The organism is Vicinamibacteria bacterium, from assembly GCA_035620555.1.
Taxonomy (GTDB): domain Bacteria; phylum Acidobacteriota; class Vicinamibacteria; order Marinacidobacterales; family SMYC01; genus DASPGQ01.
Genome location: DASPGQ010000184.1, coordinates 1 through 20,881 on the forward strand (window position 1 = coordinate 1; position 20,881 = coordinate 20,881).

The 20,881-nt window shown below is 63.2% G+C and carries 23 protein-coding genes; 11 read left to right on the forward strand and 12 right to left on the reverse strand.

Features of this window, described 5'->3' with window-relative positions; translation table 11 throughout:
- On the reverse strand, positions 1-190 hold a 190-nt coding region (locus VEK15_07115; GenBank protein ID HXV60444.1), incomplete at its 3' end, for a hypothetical protein.
- Between the two features lie 4 nt (positions 191-194).
- On the reverse strand, positions 195-1,418 hold the full coding sequence (locus VEK15_07120) for an ATP-grasp domain-containing protein (GenBank protein ID HXV60445.1): 1,224 nt from the start codon (positions 1,416-1,418) through the stop codon (positions 195-197).
- A gap of 120 nt (positions 1,419-1,538) precedes the next feature.
- Between VEK15_07120 and VEK15_07125 the strand changes: the two genes are divergently transcribed.
- Positions 1,539-2,405, forward strand: coding sequence for a DUF4412 domain-containing protein (locus VEK15_07125; protein HXV60446.1), 867 nt, complete (start codon positions 1,539-1,541; stop codon positions 2,403-2,405).
- A gap of 131 nt (positions 2,406-2,536) precedes the next feature.
- On the opposite strand, the gene VEK15_07130 is transcribed toward VEK15_07125, so the two are convergent.
- A complete protein-coding gene (locus VEK15_07130) occupies positions 2,537-3,067 on the reverse strand; it encodes a hypothetical protein (GenBank protein HXV60447.1) in 531 nt (176 codons plus the stop codon).
- Positions 3,068-3,246: 179 nt separating this feature from the next.
- Between VEK15_07130 and VEK15_07135 the strand changes: the two genes are divergently transcribed.
- Positions 3,247-3,771 (forward strand): asparaginase domain-containing protein, encoded by a 525-nt coding sequence (locus tag VEK15_07135; protein ID HXV60448.1) that lies wholly within the window; start codon positions 3,247-3,249, stop codon positions 3,769-3,771.
- A 21-nt stretch (positions 3,772-3,792) separates the two neighbouring features.
- Here VEK15_07135 and VEK15_07140 read toward each other — a convergent pair whose 3' ends face one another.
- Both VEK15_07140 and VEK15_07145 read right to left on the reverse strand, forming a co-directional pair.
- Positions 3,793-4,659: an LLM class flavin-dependent oxidoreductase gene (locus VEK15_07140; protein HXV60449.1), complete on the reverse strand. Its 867-nt coding sequence runs from the start codon at positions 4,657-4,659 to the stop codon at positions 3,793-3,795.
- A 61-nt stretch (positions 4,660-4,720) separates the two neighbouring features.
- Entirely contained in the window at positions 4,721-4,888 is a 168-nt protein-coding gene (locus tag VEK15_07145; GenBank protein HXV60450.1) for a hypothetical protein, read from the reverse strand.
- Here VEK15_07145 and VEK15_07150 point away from each other — a divergent pair.
- From VEK15_07150 to VEK15_07175, 6 genes are read left to right on the forward strand one after another with little or no spacing between them, the layout of a single operon-like run.
- Positions 4,887-5,636: an SDR family oxidoreductase gene (locus VEK15_07150; protein HXV60451.1), complete on the forward strand. Its 750-nt coding sequence runs from the start codon at positions 4,887-4,889 to the stop codon at positions 5,634-5,636. The two genes, VEK15_07145 and VEK15_07150, sit on opposite strands and share 2 nt — an antisense overlap.
- 29 nt (positions 5,637-5,665) lie before the next feature.
- A complete protein-coding gene (locus VEK15_07155; protein HXV60452.1) occupies positions 5,666-7,120 on the forward strand; it encodes a glycogen/starch synthase in 1,455 nt (484 codons plus the stop codon).
- Positions 7,121-7,128: 8 nt separating this feature from the next.
- Positions 7,129-8,352, forward strand: a complete 1,224-nt coding sequence (locus VEK15_07160) for an ATPase (protein HXV60453.1) — start codon at positions 7,129-7,131, stop codon at positions 8,350-8,352.
- Positions 8,349-9,287 carry a Type 1 glutamine amidotransferase-like domain-containing protein gene (locus VEK15_07165; protein ID HXV60454.1) on the forward strand — a complete coding sequence of 313 codons (939 nt, stop codon included), beginning with the start codon at positions 8,349-8,351 and terminating at the stop codon, positions 9,285-9,287. The genes VEK15_07160 and VEK15_07165 overlap by 4 nt, the downstream gene beginning before the upstream one ends.
- The gene (locus tag VEK15_07170; protein HXV60455.1) at positions 9,281-10,447 is read left to right on the forward strand and encodes an alpha/beta hydrolase-fold protein; all 1,167 of its coding nucleotides are present in this window, start codon (positions 9,281-9,283) and stop codon (positions 10,445-10,447) included. Before VEK15_07165 ends, VEK15_07170 begins: the two co-directional genes overlap by 7 nt.
- Positions 10,448-10,449: 2 nt before the next feature.
- Complete coding sequence (locus tag VEK15_07175; GenBank protein HXV60456.1) at positions 10,450-11,181, forward strand: alpha/beta hydrolase-fold protein; 732 nt, start codon at positions 10,450-10,452, stop codon at positions 11,179-11,181.
- Positions 11,182-11,477: 296 nt separating this feature from the next.
- On the opposite strand, the gene VEK15_07180 is transcribed toward VEK15_07175, so the two are convergent.
- The 4 genes from VEK15_07180 to VEK15_07195 form a co-directional block, all read right to left on the reverse strand.
- Positions 11,478-11,753 (reverse strand): antitoxin, encoded by a 276-nt coding sequence (locus tag VEK15_07180; GenBank protein ID HXV60457.1) that lies wholly within the window; start codon positions 11,751-11,753, stop codon positions 11,478-11,480.
- Positions 11,753-12,028, reverse strand: a complete 276-nt coding sequence (locus VEK15_07185) for a BrnT family toxin (protein HXV60458.1) — start codon at positions 12,026-12,028, stop codon at positions 11,753-11,755. Before VEK15_07185 ends, VEK15_07180 begins: the two co-directional genes overlap by 1 nt.
- A gap of 133 nt (positions 12,029-12,161) precedes the next feature.
- Entirely contained in the window at positions 12,162-13,079 is a 918-nt protein-coding gene (locus tag VEK15_07190) for a hypothetical protein (GenBank protein ID HXV60459.1), read from the reverse strand.
- A gap of 451 nt (positions 13,080-13,530) precedes the next feature.
- Complete coding sequence (locus VEK15_07195; protein HXV60460.1) at positions 13,531-15,969, reverse strand: ABC transporter permease; 2,439 nt, start codon at positions 15,967-15,969, stop codon at positions 13,531-13,533.
- 67 nt (positions 15,970-16,036) lie between these two features.
- Here VEK15_07195 and VEK15_07200 point away from each other — a divergent pair, with 67 nt between their 5' ends.
- Together VEK15_07200 and VEK15_07205 are read left to right on the forward strand one after the other, a co-directional pair.
- Positions 16,037-16,408, forward strand: a complete 372-nt coding sequence (locus tag VEK15_07200) for a tetratricopeptide repeat protein (protein ID HXV60461.1) — start codon at positions 16,037-16,039, stop codon at positions 16,406-16,408.
- Positions 16,383-16,775, forward strand: a complete 393-nt coding sequence (locus VEK15_07205; protein HXV60462.1) for a hypothetical protein — start codon at positions 16,383-16,385, stop codon at positions 16,773-16,775. The genes VEK15_07200 and VEK15_07205 overlap by 26 nt, the downstream gene beginning before the upstream one ends.
- Here VEK15_07205 and VEK15_07210 read toward each other — a convergent pair.
- Positions 16,772-17,524, reverse strand: coding sequence for a GAF domain-containing protein (locus VEK15_07210; protein ID HXV60463.1), 753 nt, complete (start codon positions 17,522-17,524; stop codon positions 16,772-16,774). The genes VEK15_07205 and VEK15_07210 overlap by 4 nt on opposite strands.
- Positions 17,525-17,570: 46 nt before the next feature.
- Positions 17,571-18,608 (reverse strand): dTDP-glucose 4,6-dehydratase, encoded by a 1,038-nt coding sequence (gene rfbB / locus VEK15_07215; GenBank protein ID HXV60464.1) that lies wholly within the window; start codon positions 18,606-18,608, stop codon positions 17,571-17,573.
- A gap of 156 nt (positions 18,609-18,764) precedes the next feature.
- Between rfbB and VEK15_07220 the strand changes: the two genes are divergently transcribed.
- Complete coding sequence (locus VEK15_07220) at positions 18,765-19,616, forward strand: ParA family protein (protein HXV60465.1); 852 nt, start codon at positions 18,765-18,767, stop codon at positions 19,614-19,616.
- Between the two features lie 6 nt (positions 19,617-19,622).
- Here VEK15_07220 and VEK15_07225 read toward each other — a convergent pair whose 3' ends face one another.
- Positions 19,623-20,855, reverse strand: coding sequence for an aminotransferase class V-fold PLP-dependent enzyme (locus VEK15_07225; GenBank protein ID HXV60466.1), 1,233 nt, complete (start codon positions 20,853-20,855; stop codon positions 19,623-19,625).
- Positions 20,856-20,881: the final 26 nt, after the last annotated feature.

Sequence of the window (20,881 nt, forward strand, 5' to 3'; positions counted from 1 at the left end):
GGAAGATCGCGGCTTCGTCGGTGAACGACGAAACCTGTATGTAGGCGGCGAGGCTCTCCCGCGCGATCTGGGGAAGCCCCGAGGTCGGCTGGTCTCCGAGACCGATCACGTTGGCTCCGACTCGCTTCAGCCCGCGTACGAAAAAAGGCATTTCCGCGGGGAATCCGGGGCTGAACATCAAGACGTTCATGCGGTCACTCCAACTCCACGTAGATGCGCTCGACGAGACGTTTGAGGCCGCGCTCGACGACCTCGGTGTCCGGATGGCGCAGGATCACGTAACCCTCTCCCTCGTAAGTGCCGGTCGGCGCCTGTCCCGGCCGCGGAAGCTTCGCCTCGACCACGAGGTCTCCGATCTCGCGTTGCGCGTGCTCGAGTCCATGGATGGCCTTCACTCGACTCCCTCGGCCCTGCCCCCGAACGTACGCCGCCCCCACCGCGTAGCGTCGCGGCGGCGGCCTGAACCGGTCGTGGACCATCAGCTCGGCCCAAGCGCCATACAGGTCGAAGTCGTGTGCGTAGGAGATGAGGGTGGCGAACTGTGCCCCGGGCGGCCTGGCACCGACCTCGGAGATTGCGACTCCGCTTCCCGGGCGCAGGAACCACTCCATGTGACTCAGGCCATTCACGAGGCCGAGAGCTCGAAGCGCGGGCTCGGCGACCTTACGGATGCCGTCGTAGCGCGGATGGTCGATCTCCTTCGGCGAGACGACGCACCATTGAATCCAGGGGTGGCGAAGCACTTCGATCGGCGACGGGTAGTAGTCGTTGACCGAGTACCAGACGAGTCGACCTCCAATTACGACGCTGTCGAACGAGTGCTCCTCGCCAACGATGAACTCCTCCAGTAACGTGGGTTGTTGGGGCGATGGCGGCATGGCGCGGAGACACTCGATGAGGGAGGCTTCGTCGTCGATTCGGAAGGTGGCGCGGGCGCCGGCCCCGGCGGGCGGCTTTACCACGAGTGGATACCCGATCTCACGGGCAAAGGAGAGGGCGGCGTCCGCCTCTTCGACGAGCCGATGGCGCGCGCAGGGCAGACCCGCTTCGGTGAGAACCGTCTTCATGCGCGCCTTGTCGCGAAAGTTGAGTGCGGTCTCCGCCCCGAGTCCGGCGACGCCGAGCTCGTCGCGTAGCTGCCCGAGGGGCACCTGCAGCTGTTCGAGCGTCCCGAGGATGCGGTCGACGGAGCCGAATGCCTTCCGCATCGCGTGCAACGCAGGACGCAGGGCGTCGGTCGAGATTCCGTCCTCGACGCGGAAATGGCCGGAGAGTTTCGCTTTCAACCGTGGGGGAAGCTCGTCCTCGGGAGCCTGGCTCACGAGTCCGAGCCGAACGTCGGTTATCGAGGCCGCGGCATCGATGAAACGTAACGTGGTCTCCATGAAGAAGGGAGCCACGAAGACTACGTTCGTCACACGCGGGATTATACTCCGGTGCAGCGAAGCACTGGCCTCCCTACGAGGAACCTTTCGGCCCTCGCGCCGCTGTGTTATTTTAGACGGGATCTCACACAAGAAAGGCAGTTGGAGGAGTTGATGAACCTGAGAACGAGTGTGCTCGCCGTTTGTCTGACGATGCCGAGTATCCAGGGGCTCGCCCACGCGGGGGCGGTTTTTCGCAACACGGTCGAGAATTTCGCCGAGGACAACCAATTCTTCGAGGCACGCGAGTCGTACGTGAGCGTGACCAAAGTGGAAGGCAATCGCATGCGGATGGACACCCAGGGGATGGATGGGAAGCTCGCGAGCACCGTGATCTTCCTGGGGGAAACCGACGAAATGTACATGATCGATCACGAAAAGAAGTCTTACATGGTCCTGGATCGTGAGCGCATCGAGGCTCTTGGTCAGCAGATGAGTCAAGCCATGAAGCAAATGCAAGAGGCGCTCGCACAGGTTCCTCCCGAGCAACGAGAGATGATGGAACGCATGATGAAGGACAAGATGGGAGCCGGCGGAGATTACAAGCCGCCCTCCCCTCCGGTCGTAACCGATCTCGGCCAGAGCGGAAGCGCCAATGGTATCGCCTGCCAGTGGAAACAGGTTACCCGGGATGGCGTCCTGGAAGAAAAAGCCTGTGTTTGTGACGAAGGGGCGATTGCCGGTGGAGAGGAGATGGTCGCGCTCGCCCACGAGATGAGAGACTTCGCCGAAGGGCTCATGCAGCTGGCAAAAAGCGTTTCGGAGATTCCGATGTTCGGGGGTGGCACCGTCGGGAATGTCGGGGCGGCGTTCACCGCCGATCTCGGAGGGTTTTCTCTCATCTCCGAGGACTACGACGGCGAGGGGAAGCTCATTCGGCGATCGACCTTCGAGTCAGCAGACGAGGTTTCGATTTCGGACGAGGAGTTCACTCCCCCCGGTGGATACAAGAAGCAAACGCTCGAAGGCCTGGGCCGCTGAAGGCCCGGGACGCCTCGGCGGGCGCCGATGAGCTCGGCGTCGACATGAGCGCGGCATGCCCGAGGCGGAGCCGCCCACCGCTCTTCACTTCGACCGCCCGACGCCGGCCCAGCTTCTTTCCGTGCGACGGTTTAGCGGCCGAACTCCAGTGCAGCCAGGCGATCCCCGTAGTGGATCGAAAGCTTGATCGCCCCGTCGCCCTCGCTCAGAGCGAGCGTCAAACGTTCCGCGACGGTGTTCGCTTTGCCGAAGTGGGCGGGTCCTTCGAAGAGTGTTCGCCCCTCCGGGGGCACAGCGATGACGTTCGGGTCCTCCCATATCTCGCGCATGTCAATCACCCGCACCTCGAACGTCATTGGCTTCTCTCCGCGAGCCGGGTTGAGGATGAGAAGGTTTCCCCCCGAGATCGGTATTCCGTCGATCAGGATCGGTCTGTCGGGGAACAGGCGCGCGATGGCCCAGCTGCGCTGCGCCGCGGGCAGGTCGCCGCCCTTCTCCAGAGCTTCGAATGCCTTTTCATCCCATTTGAAGTTCAGGTAGCGAACTTTCACGTCCCCGAGCTCGACGGTCGTGATGGCCGTCGGGGCGTTTTCTTGCTGGTGGGCAACGGCCGCCGATGTGCCGACGGCGAACACCAAGGCACTGAACAAGAATGTTGTCATCCAATCCTCCCTGCCGCCGCAAACGCGGCGCGCGACCGCTTGATTTTGTCTACGAGCGCCAAGAATAGCACAATTTCGTGGCGCGCCACTTCGGTCCGGCAAAGATTCGAAACGTTCACCGACAAGTAACCGGCGCGGGCGCGACGACGTCCGGAAACCGTCTTCTATAATGAGCGACGATGAGCGAGCCCAAGAGTAGCCCCGCGCCCGGGCCGCGGATCCGTCTCTTCGTCACCGGCGGCACCTTCGACAAGGAGTACGACGAGATCCGGGGCGAGCTCTATTTCCGGGACACCCACGTGCCCGAGATGCTCGCCCTCGGCCGGTCCAAGCTCGCGGTCGAGGTGCGGACGTTGATGATGATCGATTCGCTCGATATGTCCGACGACGACCGCGCGATCGTCGTCGAGCATTGCCGCAAGGCCAAGGAGACGCGGATCGTGATCACCCACGGGACGGACACGATGGAGGTGACTGCGCGGGCGCTCTCCGAGGCACGTATCGCGGACAAGACGATCGTGCTCACGGGAGCGATGATTCCCTTCAAGTTCGGAAGCTCCGATGGTCTCTTCAACCTCGGGAGCGCTCTCGCCTTCGCGCAATCACTCGCCCCCGGCGTCTATGTCGCGATGAACGGAAGGATCTTCGCCGGCGAGCGGGTGCACAAGAACAAAGCGACGGGCGAGTTCATCGAAGCCCCTTGAAACGGTGCGCCGCACCTCGGGTCAATCGAGCCGGGGCGGTCCCTGCCGGATTCGCTTCAAGGGAGCGGTGGTGTCGAAGGAGAACGAGGCTTCGAGCCACCAGGTCGCGCCGGATTCGGCGTAGGCCTGCACTTGATCTCGGGACTTGCTTCGGTCTTTCTTCGCTCCCGACGTGGTGCCGCTCGCGGGGATGTCGAAAGGGCCTGCGGATTTTCGGTGCTCGTCGACGTAGGTTTTGATCTCGCGATAGACATCGGGAGCGAATGGCTCGGGGTAGCCTTCAGCGGGTGTCGGCGGTTGCGGAATGAGACCGTCCCAAAGAAGCGCCCGGGCCATGGACTTCGGCTTGGGCCAGACGCCCACGACCCACAACGGCACTCTCGGTTTCTGCACCGGAGGAGGCAGTAGCGTCATCGCGTCGACTTTGAAGTGCTCGCCTTCGAACAAGAAGGGTCGGCCGGTCATGAGCCCGGCGAGCACCTGGAGGCCTTCGTCGAGGCGCGCGGCGCGTGTCCTTAGGTCCATGGCTTCACCGACCTTGTAGAAACCACCGTCGTCCTCGGCCGCACCGACGCCCGTTCCGAGAATGACGCGCCCATCGGACAGGTGGTCCAGGGTCACGACCTCGCGCGCCAGCTTCCAGGGGCGCCGTCTCGGAACCGCGGTGAGCATCGTGCCGAGGACGAGCCGCCGGGTCCGAACCGCCATCGCGGCCATCAAGACCCAGGGGTCGAAGAACGGAAAAGCAGGAAACTCCTTCGTTTCGATTCCGATCGCGTCGGCGATGAAGAGTCCGTCCCAACCGTGCTCCTCGGCGGCAATCGCGACCTCGACGATGCTTTCGACCGTCTTGCCCGCGTTCAGGATGAAACCGTACCGGAAGGACACGCGCGACGTGTATCAGACCTCGGTGTCGTTTCGCCACTCCCACCTCTCGCTCCTTTGCGAATCAGTCGTTGAAGACGCGCTCGTAGTCGGAAAGGCGTCCCAAATCGATGCCCGCGATGGCCCGATCTCCTGTATGGTGTCGCACCACATCGGCCGCTCGAAATGCTGCGGGGGCCGTGCCCGCTTCCGCGAGCGCGTGAGCTCGACGTTCAGAAAGGAGACGACTCATGGAACAGACGAGCGGATTCGCAGACAAGGTTGCTTTGGTTGTCGGCGGAGCATCCGGCATGGGCAATGCCGTCGTGCGGTTGCTAGCTCGAGAGGGGTGCAGCACGCACGTCTTCGATATCAAGGAAACGGCGGATGGTTCGTTCCAACGTTGTGATGTCCGAGATTACGGCCAGGTTCGCCGGTGCGTCGAGAACGTGGTGGATCAGGAAGGCAGGATCGATCTGCTGTTCGTCGCCGCCGGCGTTCATCTATTTGCCAACATAGAGGATACGAATATCGAGGAGCTCGAACGCGTTTTATCCATCAACTTGAAGGGTCCCTTTTTCGTCCTGAAAGAGGTCCTGCCGGTCATGAGAAAGCGGCAATACGGCAACGTTGTTCTCATGGGTTCGGATCAGGTGTTCATCGGCAAGGGGTCCAGCACGGTGTACGGCATGACCAAGGCGGCCCTGGGTCAGCTCACCAAGAGTATCGCCATCGACTATGCTCCCTACAACGTACGGGTGAACTGCATCTGCCCCGGTACCATTGACACTCCGATGCTGGCATCCACGGTCGAGCGTTTCCACCGGACGAGCGGCTTGCCCGTCGAGAAGATCTACGAAATGCTGCGCACGGCCCAACCGATCCATAGACTTGGAACGCCCGAGGAGATCGGCAGGGCCGTACTGTTCCTTTTGTCCGATGATTGTCCCTTCATGACCGGGGCGCTGGTCAGCACCGATGGCGGGTACACCTGTCAGTAAAATCGTCCCGGGGAATATACTCCGGTGGCGTGAGCTCGCTCCGGATCGCCTACCTCTCGTCCGAAGTCGCGCCCTTCGCCAAGACCGGCGGGCTCGCCGACGTCGCCCTCGGGCTTCCGCGAGCACTGGGAAAGCTGGGGCACGATGTTCGCGTTTTCCTGCCGTATTACTCCGGCATCGAAGCCTCGGGGCAGGCAATCACGTCCGTCGACGTTGGCTCGTTCGCGGTGAATCTCGGTGGAGAGCCCATCGGGACCTCCCTCTTCTCGGTGAAGCTTCCCGACTCCGGGGTCACCGCTTACCTCGTCCACTGCCCGCGGTACTACGCCCGCCCGCAGATCTATACGAACGATCCCGACGAGCCCCTGCGTTTTCTTTTCTTTTGTCGCGCCGTTCTCGAGAGCTGCCAGCGGCTCGGCTTCGCTCCGCACGTTTTTCACGCGAACGACTGGCAGTCGGCGCTGACGCCGCTCCTGAAGAAGACGCTGTACGCGTGGGACGAGCTCTTCGCCTCGGCTCGGACGCTTTTGACCATTCACAATCTCGCCTACCAGGGCGTGTTCCCGTCATCGGTCCTGGGGGCGATCGGCCTCGCCGACTCCCAGCCGTTCGACGCAAACGATCTGCGCAACGGAGAGGTCAATTTCTTGAAGACGGGGATCGTGCACGCCGATGGTCTCTCGACGGTGAGCCCGACCTACGCGTCGGAGATCCAAGGCCCCGAGCAGGGCTACGGGCTGGATCCGTTCTTGAGGCAACGCCGCGATCGGCTCGTCGGTATCCTCAACGGTGTCGATTACCGGGAATGGGATCCAAGCCGGGACAGCCGAATTCCCTTCCATTACTCCTCGGCGGATCTTTCCGGCAAGACCCGGAACAAGGAACATCTCCTGCGGAGATTCGGTCTGCCTTACTCGCCGTCCGTTCCACTCATCGGCATGGTGAGTCGTCTGTTCTATCAGAAGGGCATCGAGCTCCTGTATGACGCGCTTCCCACGATTTTCGGCTCGGAAACGGTTCAGCTAATCGTCCTCGGATCGGGCGAGGCTGGCTATGAGGCTTTCTTCCACGGCCTCGAGCGGCGGTTCACCGACCGCGTCCGCTTCTACCGAGGGTTTCACGACGAGCTGGCGCATCAGATCGAAGCGGCCGCCGACATGTTCCTGATGCCGTCGCGCTACGAGCCTTGCGGATTGAATCAGTTGTACAGCCTGCGCTACGGCACCGTTCCCATCGTCCGGAGGACCGGAGGCCTGGCCGACAGCGTGCGCCTCTTCGACTCCGTGACCGGGGAGGGAACGGGTATCGTGTTCGATCATTTCACCCCCGACGGCGTCGTCTGGGCGCTTCGCACCGCGATCCGGCTCTACGAGGACGAGCCGGCGTGGAGCCGGCTCGTGGCCAACGCCATGGCCGAGGACTTCTCCTGGGATCGGCTGGTCGAACGCTATGTCGCCTTGTATCGGGAACTCCTGATAGATTAGGCGACGCCATGCACGTCGTCCTCGTCGAGCCGTGCTTTCCCGTCAACCAGCGGGAGTTTGCCCGTGCGCTCCACGACGTTGGGGCCACGGTGACGGGCATCGGCGAGCGCCCGAAGGATTCGCTCGACGACGGACTGAGGCGCTGGCTCACCCACTACGAACAGGTACAAAACGTCTGCGACGAGCGGGTGATGGTCGAACGGGTGCAATGGCTCCAGTCCAAGCTCCCCGTGGATCGTCTCGAGGCGACGGTCGAGGCGCACGTCCTTCCTGCCGCTCACGTTCGGGAGGCTTGCGGTATTCCCGGAACCTCTTCGCGGACCGCGTTTCTCTGTCGGGACAAGCCCGCGATGAAAGAAGTTCTGCGTGAGGGCGGCATTCCGTGCGCGCAGTCGCTCGGATCCGGCTCCCGGGAAGAGATCCGTGATTTCGCCGGGTCGGTCGGCCTGCCCGTGGTCCTGAAACCCCCCGCGGCCGCTGGCGCGTCGGGAACGCGCCATGCCACGACGATGGAGGAGCTCGATTGGGCGATGGGGGAGATGGGAATCGACCAGGGCGTCGTCCTCGCCGTCGAGGAGTACGTCGAGGGGCACGAAGCGTTCTACGATACGCTTACGATTGGCGGGAAGGTCGTCCACGACTTCATCTCTCATTACTATCCCAACGTGCTCGAGGCGATGAGGACGCGATGGATCTCGCCGCAATTCCTCACGACGAACCGGATCGAGTCGGCTCCTGACTATAAAGAGGTTCGGGAGATGGGGGAGAAAGTCATCTCGATTCTCGGGATCGATACCTCCGCCACGCACATGGAGTGGTTCTTTGGACCCAAGGGGCTCAAATTCTCCGAGATTGGGTGCCGTCCACCCGGCGTAAGGGCTTGGGATCTCTATTGTGCTGGCAACGAAATGGATCTGTACCGGGAGTGGGCGATGGCGATCGTTCATGGCCGCTCGAGTCAGAAGCCGACTCGGGCCTATTCGGCGGGCATCATCAATTTGAGGCCGGAACGAGACGGCCGGATCATCGGCTACGAGGGTCTGTCGGCGATCGAGCGCGACCTGGGCCAATGGATCATCGATTACCATTTGCCCAGCACCGGCACCCCGACCCAGCCCGTGGCGGAAGGCTACATGGCGAACGCCTGGATCCGGATGAAGCATCCCGACTACGACGCCTTACGGCAGCTCCTGGATCGGGTAGGGCGGACGGTCCGGGTGCGTGCGGAATGAGCGCGAGAACCGTCTGGCTTCTCGGCCCGCAACATCACGAGCCGTTTCTCGGAAGGCTGTTCCCGACTCTCGGGATCGAGTCCAAAGGGCCGGTCGCCGTGGTGACCGCCGGTTGGCAGGAGCGCGAGGGAGAGGACGAGGAGCTCGACAAGCATCTCGGGGGCCGCTCGGTCGATCTGGAGCTCTACAGCCGGGCCGACCGCGTCTTCCGCTCCGATCCGGAATTCACCCAGGCTCACCGCGAAATGCAGCGACATCTTCGCGAGATCGAGGGCCTCTATCAGATGCGGCTGGCGTACGCCCGCGACGCCGTGCTCCGCCTGCTCCGCGAGTCGGGGGATGCGCGGTTGCTGAGGCCCGAGCGGGATCATGCCATGAGGCAGCTTCGTGAGCTCGATGGCTGGCACCTGAAGCGTATCATCGAGGTCCGGAGCGAGTTCGAGGAGAGGTGGAAGCCTCTGGAGCGGGAATCCGTGGCTCGGCAGCGGGAAGAGGTCGCGAAGATACTGAGAGCCGCCGCGGCGCTCGTGGTGGCCGGTGGTCACGTCGCGGTCCTCCTGAATCGCCTGCGACTGTTCGGTGTCAGGGAGCTTGCCGAGGGCAAGCACGTCATCGCCTGGTCGGCGGGGGCCATGGTCGTTACCGAGCGCGTCGTTCTGTTTCACGACCATCCGCCACAAGGGCCCGGCAATGCCGAGGTGATGGAACAGGGGCTCGGCCTCTGCAAGCGCCTCGTCGCCCTTCCCGACGGAGAGAAGCGGCTCGACCTCGAGGATCCTTATCGAGTCGGCTCCTTCGCCGAGCGATTCGCGCCCGACGCATGCATCGTCATGGGACCGGGCGATGCCATGGCCTGGAATGGAGAGGGCTGGAGCTCGAGCGGCGCTCGAAGACTCTGCCCCGACGGCAGCGTCGAGCAGGTGACGTCATGGTGAAACGCGCTCGCGAGCAGATCGTCGATCGACGGCTCGCGATCCACCGGCTTGCCGATCAGAAGCCGGGAAAGAAGGAGGTCGACGACTTCCTTGCCGCACACGAGTTTCCGCTCCTCGAAGGGCCTTACACGACGTTCGTCTACCGAGGCTCTGCCGAGGCGGTTTTCCTCGGACACTGGATCTACGGGCTGCCGTCGTCACAGGAGTTTCATCGCATCGATGGTACGAGTCTCTGGTACCTGGTGATGGAGCTTCCGGCGGAATCGCGAATCGAGTACAAGCTCCAGCGGTTGCACGAAGGCAAGATGGAGTGGTTGCTCGATCCCTTGAATCCCAACAAGGCCTCCGATCCCTTCGGGGACAACTCCGTGTGCCACACCCCCGGGTACCGCGTTCCCGACTGGGCGACGCCCGATCCCGAAGCCCGTCCGGGCTCGCTCGAGGAGGTGATGTTCGAGAGCCAGGCGATGAAGAGCGCGCGCCGGGTGATGATCTACCGGCCAGCTCGTTTCCGGCCCACGCGCCGATACCCCCTGCTCGTCGTCCACGACGGGCCTGAGTACATCAAGTATTCGGGCATGAAGACCGTCCTCGACAACCTCATTTACCGCTTGGAGATCCCGGGAATGATCGTGGCCTTCACCCATCCGGAGAAGCGTCTCGTCGAGTACGCGAATCACGAGCCTCACGCCCGCTACATCACCGAAGAGCTCGTGCCCTATCTCGAGAGAGAGTTCCCCCTGTTGGGCACACCGCGCCATCGCGGTCTCATGGGGGCCAGCTTTGGTGCGGTGGCGTCGCTCACCACGGCCTGGCGCTACCCGGGATTCTTCGGCCGATTGCTCCTGCAATCGGGGTCGTTTGCCTTCACCGACATCGGCGAACATCAACGCGGACCCACTTTCGATCCCGTGGTCCAGTTCATGAACGACTTCCGTGAAGACCCTAAGGCGGTGAGCGAGAAAGTCTTCGTGAGCTGCGGTACGTACGAGAGTCTCATCTACGAGAATCGATCTCTCGTTCCGTTCCTCCAGCGAACCGGGATGGAGATTCGCTACCGGGAGTCGCGCGACGGCCACAACTGGGAGAACTGGCGCGATCGAATGCGCGAGGGACTCTCCTGGCTCTTCCCCGGACCCCTGTGGATGGTCTACGAGTAGCCGTGAGCAAGCTCAAGACCGGTTGGTATTCCGACCGTCTGGGGAGGGAAGTCGGAGTCGTTCGCTGGGGGGAGATCGGCACTCCGGTGCTGCTCTTCCCCACGGCGGGAGGAGATGCCGAGGAGGTCGAGCGATTCCATGTCATCGACTCCCTTTCGGAGCTCCTCGCCAGCGGACGCATCAAGGTCTACTCCTGCGATAGCGTCGCGGGTCGCGCCATGCTGGTTAACGAAGGCTCGCCCGAGCACCGCATGTGGCTGCTCAATCAGTTCGAGCAGTTCGTCTATTACGAGCTCGTGCCCGCCATTCGGCGGGACTGTGCGACCGAGAACGTCGGCGTGATCGCTGCCGGCTCCTCGATCGGGGCCTTCAACGCGCTCGCGGTGTTGTGCCGCTACCCGGATGCCTTCACCCATGCGTTATGCATATCGGGAACCTATGACCTGGATCGCTTCTTTGGTCGAACGCCCACGGAGGATCTCTACTTCGCTTCGCCGTTGCACTTTCTGCCGGGTCTCGAGGGCGAGTTGCTGGGCGCTCTGCGCAACCGCTTCGTGCTCCTCGCTTCGGGAGAGGGTCAGGCGGAGAACATCGGGGAGTCGTGGCGCGTGGCGAACTCTCTCGGAGACAAAGGCGTTCCCAACCGCCTCGACTCCTGGGGGTCGGATTGGCACCACGACTGGGCCACGTGGAGAAGGATGTTCCCCCAGTACCTGGAAGAGCTGACCCGTTAAATCGCCGAGCTCCCGCCCGGTGATCGACTCCGGGCGCGGCTTCTCTGGTGAAGGTGCGGTATCACCCCGAATCCGAGCTCGTCTTTTATGAATCCAACTCAGAGCAAGATGCCAACACCCACGCGAACGACGGGGGCTGGACCCAGCAGATGAAGAACATCGAGCGACATGTCTCGACCTAACTTCCGAAATGACCGACATGGGCCTAACCCAAGAGCTTCGCTACGCGGGTCGCTTGCTTCGCGCCGCACCGCTCTTCACCCTGGAATTCTGCCGCGCTGCGGCAGCACACAGCTTCAGACCTCACGCTCCTTCAAACGTCCGTTCGCGTATTTGTGAAGGATGCTCGCGATTAGAGTCTGGTAGGGGATCCCTTCGGACAGCGCACGTTTCTGAAGAGCTTCGAGATCCTTGCTGGAGATGCGAATGTTGATCCGGCGGTCTTTCTTGAAGGTCGCACGTGCATAAGCGCGATAGCGTTCGAGCTCGGCGACTCTGTCGCGGACGCTCGTCCATTCGCCCGCTTCCACCGAGTCGAGCAGTTCCTTTTCGACTTTGTCCAGCTTCGACACTAGGAGCCTCCCAGATAGCGCGCCGTCGCCTTCCGGCTGGGAATGATCGTCTTCAAGAAGACGTTGTCCTCGGATTCGATGAACGGCACTAGATAGACATACTCATTCATGGCCACCACCAAGATACGCTGGCCCGCATATCGTTCTGGATTCGGATGCTCCAAGACATCGAGCAGATCGCCCCGCTCGATATGGAACACGACGGCCTCGAACGAAACGCCGCGCTCGCGCATGAGTCTCTCGTTCTTCTCTTGGTTCCAAGAGAAGTACGGCATGCGCTAGTATAGCGCACAATGTGTGCCTTTCGCATTCATATCTCACGGCTCGCCCAGTGGGACGAGTTGCTTCCCCTTCTCGAACCAGGATCGACACCAGCTTGATTGGGTCGTCCTTCGCAATCCTACTGAGTCAGCGCGGTCGAGGCTCTCGAGCCCACACGGCGAGCGAAGCACCGGCCGGGGCTTGCCAAACGAGTTGTCCGTCCGCGAGTGAAACGATGCGGGCGCACCCGCCGGTGTACTCGGATGTGACGAGAAGCCACCCGGAATACTCCTCGAAGCCGACCTGGGGTCCGCAGCCCGTCTCATCGCCATAGATCTCCTTCTCCGTGCCGTTCCGTCTATCGACCCAGTGAACGGGCGCGAAGCCGTGCAGGGTGTCGCCCAAACGCAAATCGAGCTCGACCCCCACGTTCTCGTCGGAAATGGAGCGAAGGAACTGCGGTTCTTTTTCCAGGTCCGAGTCGAAGTCGATTCCGAGTCGGTCGAGGTGATTCCCGATCCGCATGGCTTCTTGTAGATCGGACAGGAAGACACCGTGCCGCCCGCCCCGGTAGCTCCGGACTTCCTCTCCACACATCGACCCGTCGCCCGCTTCGCAGCCTTGGGTCTCTCGCTCGATCAGAACCTGCCAGCCATGCTCGGCGTGATGCTGGTAGATGCGTGCCAGATACTTCAACGTCGCTCCCGATTCGGGAAACTGAATCTCGTACGCTCGCCACCGGCCGCTGTCGGCATCGATCCACAGCTCCGCCGCGTCCGGCGTCCCTTCTAGCATCGCTTCCGGCTCCGCGTGGAGTGTCCAAGCAAGTCGAAAGACCGTCTCGTCGACCCGGTAGTAGAGCGTGTCGAAATTTTCTGTCCAAAACAGGTTCTGAGGTGGACCGGCGAGACGGGTCAGGAGCGTATCGGTCCGACCGGGCCGGACGAGACGAAGCTCGTGCCCGCTATCAGGCGCGTTCACGTAAACGACGACCCTGTCCTGGGCCAACGACATCGAGGCAAAGAGCTGGATTCCGAGCGCGAACGCGAATGGGAAAGCCTTCACGGGACGCGCTCGAACACGAACGGCTCCTCTCGCAGGGTGCCGACTTTGCCCCTCATCGACAAGAAGATCTCGAGCGTCGTACCCGTGCGTCAAGCCGTCAAAGAACGCCTCGTTTTCCCCGACCTCGACGAGCAAGAAGTCCATCGTCTCGTCTTTCTCTCAAAGCCCGCCCCACGGGTCCTTGGTCGATTCGGTCCCCAAGAAGCGCTCGATGCTCGAAGCCACCTTTCGGCGTGCGACGATACCATCCCGTGGCCCGCTCCGGCTATGAGCTCGATTTGGGCTCCGAGAACGAGATCGGCGAGACGCTCCCCGTGAACGACGGTGATCGCGGCGGCGCTATTGCTTCTCGCCGCAGCGATCGTGGCGTCGGTGCTTCCAGCTGCGCGTGCCTCACGCGTCGATGTGATCGAAACGCTCCGCTCGGAGTGACGAGGTCGCACCCGACACTTCATTCCGATCGCAGCGCTGTCGCCGGGCCGAGACGGCTCGTCCGCCGGGCGGGAAGATAGGCGGCGACGGCGGCAACGATGACCAGAGCGACAGCGGATGCGGCGAGCGTCACCGGATCGGTCGGGCTGACGCCATATAGCAGTGACGAGACCAGACGATTGCCCGCGAGCGCGGCCACGAGACCGAGACCGACGCCGATCACGACAGGCGCGAGCCCTTGGGACAGCACGAGGCCGATCACGCGCGACGGGGTGGCGCCGAGAGCGAGCCGAAGGCTCATCTCGCGAGAACGCGACGTGGCCGAGAACGACACGACGCCGTAGACACCGAGACTGGCGAGACCCATCGCGAGCAACGCGAACGCACCGAGAACGACGGACGAAACACGACGATCCGCAACGGACGCGTCGAGCACTTCCGTCAAGGTGCCGACGTCGAGCGTCGCGACGTTCGGATCGAGCGCTCTCACCTCGCCGAGGACCGAGGCGATCGCTTCGTCCGCGTCGGAGCCACGCGAGAGAGCGACGAGCGTCATGTCGCCCCATACGTTCTGGTCGTGAGGCCAATAGATCATCGGCCGGGGGACGACGTCGAGAGCCTGGTGTCGCACGTCGCCCACGACCGCGATGACTTCGACCGGAAGCGGCTCTCCCCAACTGACGACGACCTCGCGGCCGAGAACCTCGGACGGATCCTCTCCCGGCCATAGCACCCGCAACGCCTCCGCGCTCACGATGCCGCGCGGCGGTGCGTCCTTTCCATCGCGCGCGTCTAACGGGCGTCCGGCGAGAAGCGGCACCGCCATCGCGCGGAAGTAGTCCCCGCGGATGATGCGGATATCGGCGACGGGGGCTTCGCCGCGCGCGGGCTCGGGAGCATCGGAAGCCCAGAACGATGTGGCGGCGTGCGGCCCGGTGAGAGGCAGAGAGGAGACGACCCCAGCCGCGTCGATATCCGGCAGCGCCTCGATCCGTGAAAGAAGCTCCTCGTAGTAGCGCGCGCGGAGCGCGTCCGTATCGTAGCGATCGGGAAGAGCGATCGTGAGGGTCGCGACACCGTTTCGTTGAAAGCCGGTATCGACTCCGCGAAGCGCGACGAGCGTCCGCACGAGAAGACCCGCTCCGGCGATGAGCGCGACCGCGAGCGCCACTTCGGAGACGACGAGAAGGCCGCGAAGCCGCGAATGTCCGCCAGCGGAAGACGCGGCGAGCGCTTCTTCGCGCAACGCTTTCGTGACGTCCGTTCGACGGGATTGGAGCGCGGGGACGAGCCCGAAAACGAGCGTCATGACGATCGTCGCCCCGAGAGCGTAGAGCAGCACGACGCCGTCCACCGCGACCGTATCGAGGCGGGGCAGATCGATCGGGCTCCGGTATTTCAAAACGCCGATGACGCCGTGTGCGACCGCGATCCCGAGAACCGTGGCGCAGGTTGTGAGAACGAGACTCTCGAGCAACAGCTGGCGGATGATGTCGCGTCCTCCCGCGCCGATGGCGGTTCGGATCGCGATCTCGCGGCGGCGTTGAAGGCCGCGGCCGAGAAGGAGGTTCGCGACATTGGCGGCGACGATCGCGAGCATCGCGGTCACCGCCGCCCAGAGAAGAAGAAGCGTCGCTCTCGACTCACCCACGATCTGCTCTTTGAGCGCCACGAGGTTGACGCCCCAGCCCGTGTTGAAGTCGGGGTACCGTTCGGCCAGCCTTTCCGCGATGGCGTCCATCTCCGCCTGCGCCGCTTCGAGTTCGACGCCGGCGCGCCGGCGCGCGATCACGGTGATCGAGCGTCCGCCTCGCTCCCGCCAGGAATCGGCCACCGCGCGCGGGAGAAACACCATCGGATCGATCGGAAAGGAGTAGGCCGTGCCCGGAATCTCCAGCCGAAACCCTCGCGGAAGCACGCCGATGATCGTGTAGGGCTGCTCTTCGAGCATCAGGGGCGTTCCCAAAACGGCGGGGTCACCGGCGAGCGCTCCTCTCCACAGCTCGTAGGTCACGACCGCAACTCGAGCGTTCTCGCGATACTCCTCCGCGGAGAACGTCCGTCCCATCATCGATGGCGCGCCGAGGAGCGCGAACAAATCTTCCGTCGCCTCGAGCGCAGAGACGAGCACCGGGGCGTCTCCCGTCCCGGACAGCGTCAACCGGCGGGGCACGAGAGCGGCCATCCCGTCGAACGACTGGCTCGCTTCCTTCCAATCGAGGAAGTTCGCGGGCGAGACGACGTTTCGCGGACGATCGCGGAGGAAATTGCGCTCCCACACCATCACGAGCTCGTCGGGATCGTCGAACGGCAGCGGCTCGATGAGCACTGCTTTGGCGAGGCTGAAGACGGCCACGTTCGCCCCGACCCCGAGCGCGAGGCTCGCGACCACGGCGGCGGTAAGACCCGGACGTTTGACGAGGGAACGAAGGGCGAGACGCAAGTCGGTGGCAGTCATGATGCTAAGTTTTTAGCACAAGAACCGACCGGGGTCAAACCAACAGGGCTCACGGACCCGGTCTCGAATGAAACCGGGTCCGGTCAGGGGCAAGAGTGATTATTCGCTTGCCGAGTACTTGGTAAAGGCGAAGGCGCGAGAGTTGGCGGAGCAAGCCCTGGAGCTGAATCCCAACTTCTCTGAGGCACACGTCGCACTGGGGAACATCAAGCGAACCTACGACCGGGACTGGAGCGGGGCGGAGGCAGAATACCGGCGCGCGCTCGAGATCGCACCCGGAAATGCCGCGGTCGTCGTCGGCGCGGCGAGAGTCGCCGGTGCGATGGGCCGCGTCGACGAGGCCCTCGAGCCGAGCCGGCACGTGGCGGAGCTCGACCGAACGCGTCGGGCGCTTCGCCTACTACGCCGGCCGGCTGGACGAGGCCGAGGCAGCCTATGACAAAGTTCTTGAGCTCAACCCGGATTACCGAGGCGCACATCTGGACCTGGGCCTCGTCTACCTGGCGCGGTCGAAGCCGGAGGCAGCGCTCGCGGAAGTGGAGCGAGAGAAAGAGCCCTTGTGGCAACTGTACGGCTTGGCGCTTGTGTATCACGCTCTGGGAAGGCAGAAGGACGCCGACACCAAGCTCGCGGAGTTCATCGAGAACTTCCAAGGGGTAGCGGCGTACCAGTCGTGGCGGGTGGCGAACTCTCTCGGAGACAAGGGCGTTCCCAACCGCCTCGACTCCTGGGGGTCGGATTGGCACCACGACTGGGCCACGTGGAGAAGGATCTTCCCCCAGTACCTGGAAGAGCTGACCCGTTAAATCGCCGAGCTCCCGCCCGGTGATCGACTCCGGGCGCGGCTTCTCTGGTGAAGGTGCGCCGACATCAGAGCCAAGGGAGCTTGATCCGCGACGAGCTCGAGAAGCTGGTGATCGATGGGACTCAGACGGTCCTTGTGCGAAAGCAGGCGCCAGATCGCGATGATGCCGATCGGTCCGGTTTCGCCCCGCAAGGGAATGGCGGCGAGTGGGACGTCCGGTGCCCGCTCGCCGTTTCCTGACGAGTCGTAGAAGAAGGCCTGGCCGTCTTTGGCGACTCGGCCGAGATGGCCGTCACCGATCAAGATGGAGTCGGGCCCGGACTCCGGTCCCAGACCGGTCACGCGACGTAGCGCGGCCTGGCGGGGATCGAGCAGGAAGATGCCGAACTCGCTCGCCCCGACCAGCTCGCTGAGAATCTCGCGGATGATTCGCATGATCTCGCCTGGCTCCAGCGACGCGTGGAGTCGATGCTTGACGACGTAGAGGTTGGAGATGGCCTCGTTGTGCGCCTGAAGACGATCACACCGCTCGGTGAGCTCCTGGTTTTCGCTCTCGAGACGCTTCAAACGGGTCTCCAGCTCCACGACCTGAACGAGTACCTCGGTGTCCGGCTTCGTCGGGTAGTCGATAGAAGGGCGGGAATCGACCCGATCTTCGACCGCTTCGACGCGGGATTCGAGCTCCGCGAGCCGCTTGTAGATCTGGCGGAAGTGATCGGCGACGCTCTTGGTCTGGGTCGATTCGCTCATCGACGGCTCTTCTTCCATTGTGGGGAATGGAAGACCGAAAGGTCAATCAGCGATCGAAGGCGGTTTCGTCCGAGCGGGTTCGGTAGTGTTTGTCGTGAAAGTCCCGGTAATCGGCGCTCTCGCTCTTGATGCGCTGCCACCACTCGGGGTGCTCGCAGTACCAGCGCACGGTTGCCTCCAAACCTTCGTCGAAAGGCATGCGGGCAGACCATCCGAGCGCTCTGAGCTTGGACGTATCCAGGCTGTACCGGCGGTCGTGTCCCGGCCGGTCCCTTACGTGCTCGATCAGATGTTCCGGTTTGTCGAGGATGCGAAGAACCTTACGGGTCAGCTCGACGTTCGTGAGCTCGTGGCTGCCGCCGATGTTGTAGGTCTCGCCGTCGGTTCCCTTCTCCAGAAGGTAATCGATGGCGTGGCAATGATCGCTGACGTGGAGCCAGTCCCGCACCTGCAGACCATCGCCGTAGAGCGGCAGCGGCCGGTCCTCGAGCGCATTCGTTACGAAGAGCGGAATGATCTTCTCGGGGTACTGGCGCGGGCCGTAGTTGTTCGAGGCGCGCGTCACGATGACCGGAACCCCGTAGGTCACGAAGAAGGAGTAGGCGAGCCGGTCGGCGCCCGCCTTGCTGGCCGCGTAGGGGTTACGCGGTGCGAGCGGATCCGACTCCTTCGCCGAGCCCTTTTCTATCGTCCCGTAGACCTCGTCGGTCGAGATTTGAATGAACCGTCGGGTCCGTCCCGAGGCACGCATGCAGTCCAGAAGGACGAAGGTTCCGTAGACGTCGGTTTGTATGAACGCACCCGCGTCGAGGATGGAACGATCCACGTGAGTCTCTGCGGCAAAATTGACGACATAGTCGCACTCGGCCACGAGAGGCTCCACGGTGCCTCGGTCGGCCACGTCCCCTCGAATGAACCGGTAGTTGGGCCGGGTCTCGATCTCGCGCAGATTCTCCAGGTTGCCCGCATAAGTGAGCTTATCGAGGTTGGTGATTTTCCAATCGGGGTGGTGCGCGAAAACGTAGTGGATGAAGTTGCTTCCGATGAACCCGGCACCACCGGTGACGAGAATGGACGCGGACACGCCGGCACTATACCCCAACCATCGGACCCGCGAGCAAGACGAACGACCGGCTGGGGGAATCCCCCGACCCCGTGTTCGACTTTCCCCCCACACCGGATCACAGAGCAGGGTCTCGTCGTCCCCTAAGCTGATCTCGTCCCCAGCCTGGAGTGCGATATGACCTCAACGATATCGACCCGAGTCATCGCCGTGGCGAACCGCAAGGGCGGGGTGGCGAAAACGACGACGGTCATCAATCTCGGTGCCGCGCTGGCGGCGAAACGACGGCGCGTCCTCCTGGTCGACCTCGACGATCAGCAGGACCTCTGCTCCGCACTCAAGGTTCCCATGCCGCGACCCGGTCTGGCGGATGCCCTGCTGAGCACTGCCTTTTTCGACACCGGGAATCTGGCCGAGGCCTTCGTGCCGGTTCAGGGAATGGTCGTGGCCGGCGGCTACGGAATCGGCCACTGCGAGCGCGAGCTGGTCGTGCACGGCAACTGTGAACGAGCTCTGAGGCGGGCGCTCGCTCCGCACCTCAACCGATTCGATTACGTCTTGCTGGACTGCGCCCCCTCGATCAACTCCCTTACCACAAACGCCCTGGCGGCGGCGCATGATGTCTTGATCCCAGTCCAGACCGAGTTTCTCGCGGCGAACCAGCTTCCGAGCATCATGTCAGCCGTCGACGACATTCGCTCGCGACTCAACCCATCGCTGAAGGTTGCCGGATTCCTTCCCACGATGTACGACAGCCGAAGTCGACACGCCCTGAGGATGATGGAGCACATTGCCTTACAGGCGCATCTCTGGGGCGTGTATGCGTTCAAGCCCATACCCAAGGCGGTACGACTGGCCGATGCCGCCGAGGCAGGACGACCCATCTTCCATACGGGAAGCAGCTCGGCGCCGGCGCGCGCGTACCACGCTCTTGCGGCCGAGATCGATTGCGACCGCGAGCCGGTCGTGGAGCCCGCGATCTACGAGCGCACCGCAACTCCCGCGGGAGTTGCGGGCTCGTACGCCTAGCCTCCACTATCCCGATTTCGCCGCTTCCAGAACTTGCCTGAGCCTTCGGGCGACGACAACGAGCTCATCGTCCGTGAGCTGGCGCACCCGCACGGTGGTCCCGTCATAGGTCATTCTTGGCGAACCAGCCATCAGCCTTTCCCGCAGCTCCTCGTGCGACAGCCCGATGACGTTCTCGTCCCAGCTCAAGTCGATGTCGGCGTAGCCCTTGGTGTTGACGGCGTACTCGGCGCGTACGCCAGGAATCCCGCTCAGTTCTTTTTCCAGCCAGCGGGCTTTCTCGTTCCAGCTCTCGATCTCTTTGTTGTGGTCGAGCCGGGTGTAGCGGTCGAGGGCGACGACGAGGGCGATGACCTCCTCCTTGCCCACCTTCATGCCGCGGCCAATGTTGCCGTTCGGCGCCGCATTCTGGCGGGCCGCGGCGATGAGATCCTCGCGCCCCGCGAGAATCCCCGTCGACTGCGGTCCCAGAAGGCCCTTGCCGCCGCTGATGACCACGAGGTCGGCACCCTCCCTCACCCAACGGGTGAGATTGGAAGCCGGAGGCAAATCGGAGGCCATGTCCACCAGCACGGGAACGCCCGCCCGCTTGCCGATCGCGATGAGCTCTTCGGGCATCAGGGCCAAAGGCTCGGGAGGAAGCGCACGCTTGCGTGGCTTGGGCGGGCCGAACTCCCGTTGCTCTTCGACGGCGGCGAGCACCGCGATCATCGCTGTCTTGTCGGAAATCTTCCGCTCGAGCTCCTCTCGGTTCTTGGCCTCCACGATGACCATTCCCGCCGCGCGATAGGCGCGGTCGTAGGAGAACCGATGCTCGGATTGAATCAGGCACTCTCGCCGTAGCCAGGTCGGATGGGGAAGCGCGTCGACCTTGTCGGGATCGATGCCGGTGAGGCAGGCGGCGGCTCCCAGGATCATCGAAGAAAATCCGCCCGCGGTCACGAGAGCCGCTTCGGCGCCGAGAAGCTCGGCGACGCGCTTTCCCGCGGCTTCGGTCAGCTCGTTCATGTCCACGAAATAACGGTTGGCCTCCACGAGTGCTTCGATGACGTCCGGATGCATTCGAGAGCCGCCGAGACGTGAGATGTGCTCGTGAGCCCCGAGGTGGGGTCTCACACCCAGCAGTCTGGTATAGACGTTGTCCTCGAGGGAAGCCGAAACACTTTGAACCGCTCGCTGCGACCTTCCCCCGACGACAGGAGCCGTCACGACGGACTTCAGAAACTCACGGCGTTCCACGAGGTCACCTCCATCGAGCTCTCGCG

What these genes read in the sequence shown, in the direction of transcription:
- VEK15_07125 (HXV60446.1), top strand. Translation starts at nt 1,539, where the DNA reads ATGAACCTGAGAACGAGTGTGCTCGCCGTTTGTCTGACGATGCCGAGT.
- VEK15_07130 (HXV60447.1), bottom strand. Translation starts at nt 3,067, where the DNA reads ATGACAACATTCTTGTTCAGTGCCTTGGTGTTCGCCGTCGGCACATCG.
- VEK15_07135 (HXV60448.1), top strand. Translation starts at nt 3,247, where the DNA reads ATGAGCGAGCCCAAGAGTAGCCCCGCGCCCGGGCCGCGGATCCGTCTC.
- VEK15_07150 (HXV60451.1), top strand. Translation starts at nt 4,887, where the DNA reads ATGGAACAGACGAGCGGATTCGCAGACAAGGTTGCTTTGGTTGTCGGC.
- VEK15_07145 (HXV60450.1), bottom strand. Translation starts at nt 4,888, where the DNA reads ATGAGTCGTCTCCTTTCTGAACGTCGAGCTCACGCGCTCGCGGAAGCG.
- VEK15_07160 (HXV60453.1), top strand. Translation starts at nt 7,129, where the DNA reads ATGCACGTCGTCCTCGTCGAGCCGTGCTTTCCCGTCAACCAGCGGGAG.
- VEK15_07165 (HXV60454.1), top strand. Translation starts at nt 8,349, where the DNA reads ATGAGCGCGAGAACCGTCTGGCTTCTCGGCCCGCAACATCACGAGCCG.
- VEK15_07170 (HXV60455.1), top strand. Translation starts at nt 9,281, where the DNA reads ATGGTGAAACGCGCTCGCGAGCAGATCGTCGATCGACGGCTCGCGATC.
- VEK15_07185 (HXV60458.1), bottom strand. Translation starts at nt 12,028, where the DNA reads ATGCCGTACTTCTCTTGGAACCAAGAGAAGAACGAGAGACTCATGCGC.
- VEK15_07195 (HXV60460.1), bottom strand. Translation starts at nt 15,969, where the DNA reads ATGACTGCCACCGACTTGCGTCTCGCCCTTCGTTCCCTCGTCAAACGT.
- VEK15_07200 (HXV60461.1), top strand. Translation starts at nt 16,037, where the DNA reads ATGAAACCGGGTCCGGTCAGGGGCAAGAGTGATTATTCGCTTGCCGAG.
- VEK15_07210 (HXV60463.1), bottom strand. Translation starts at nt 17,524, where the DNA reads ATGAGCGAATCGACCCAGACCAAGAGCGTCGCCGATCACTTCCGCCAG.
- VEK15_07220 (HXV60465.1), top strand. Translation starts at nt 18,765, where the DNA reads ATGACCTCAACGATATCGACCCGAGTCATCGCCGTGGCGAACCGCAAG.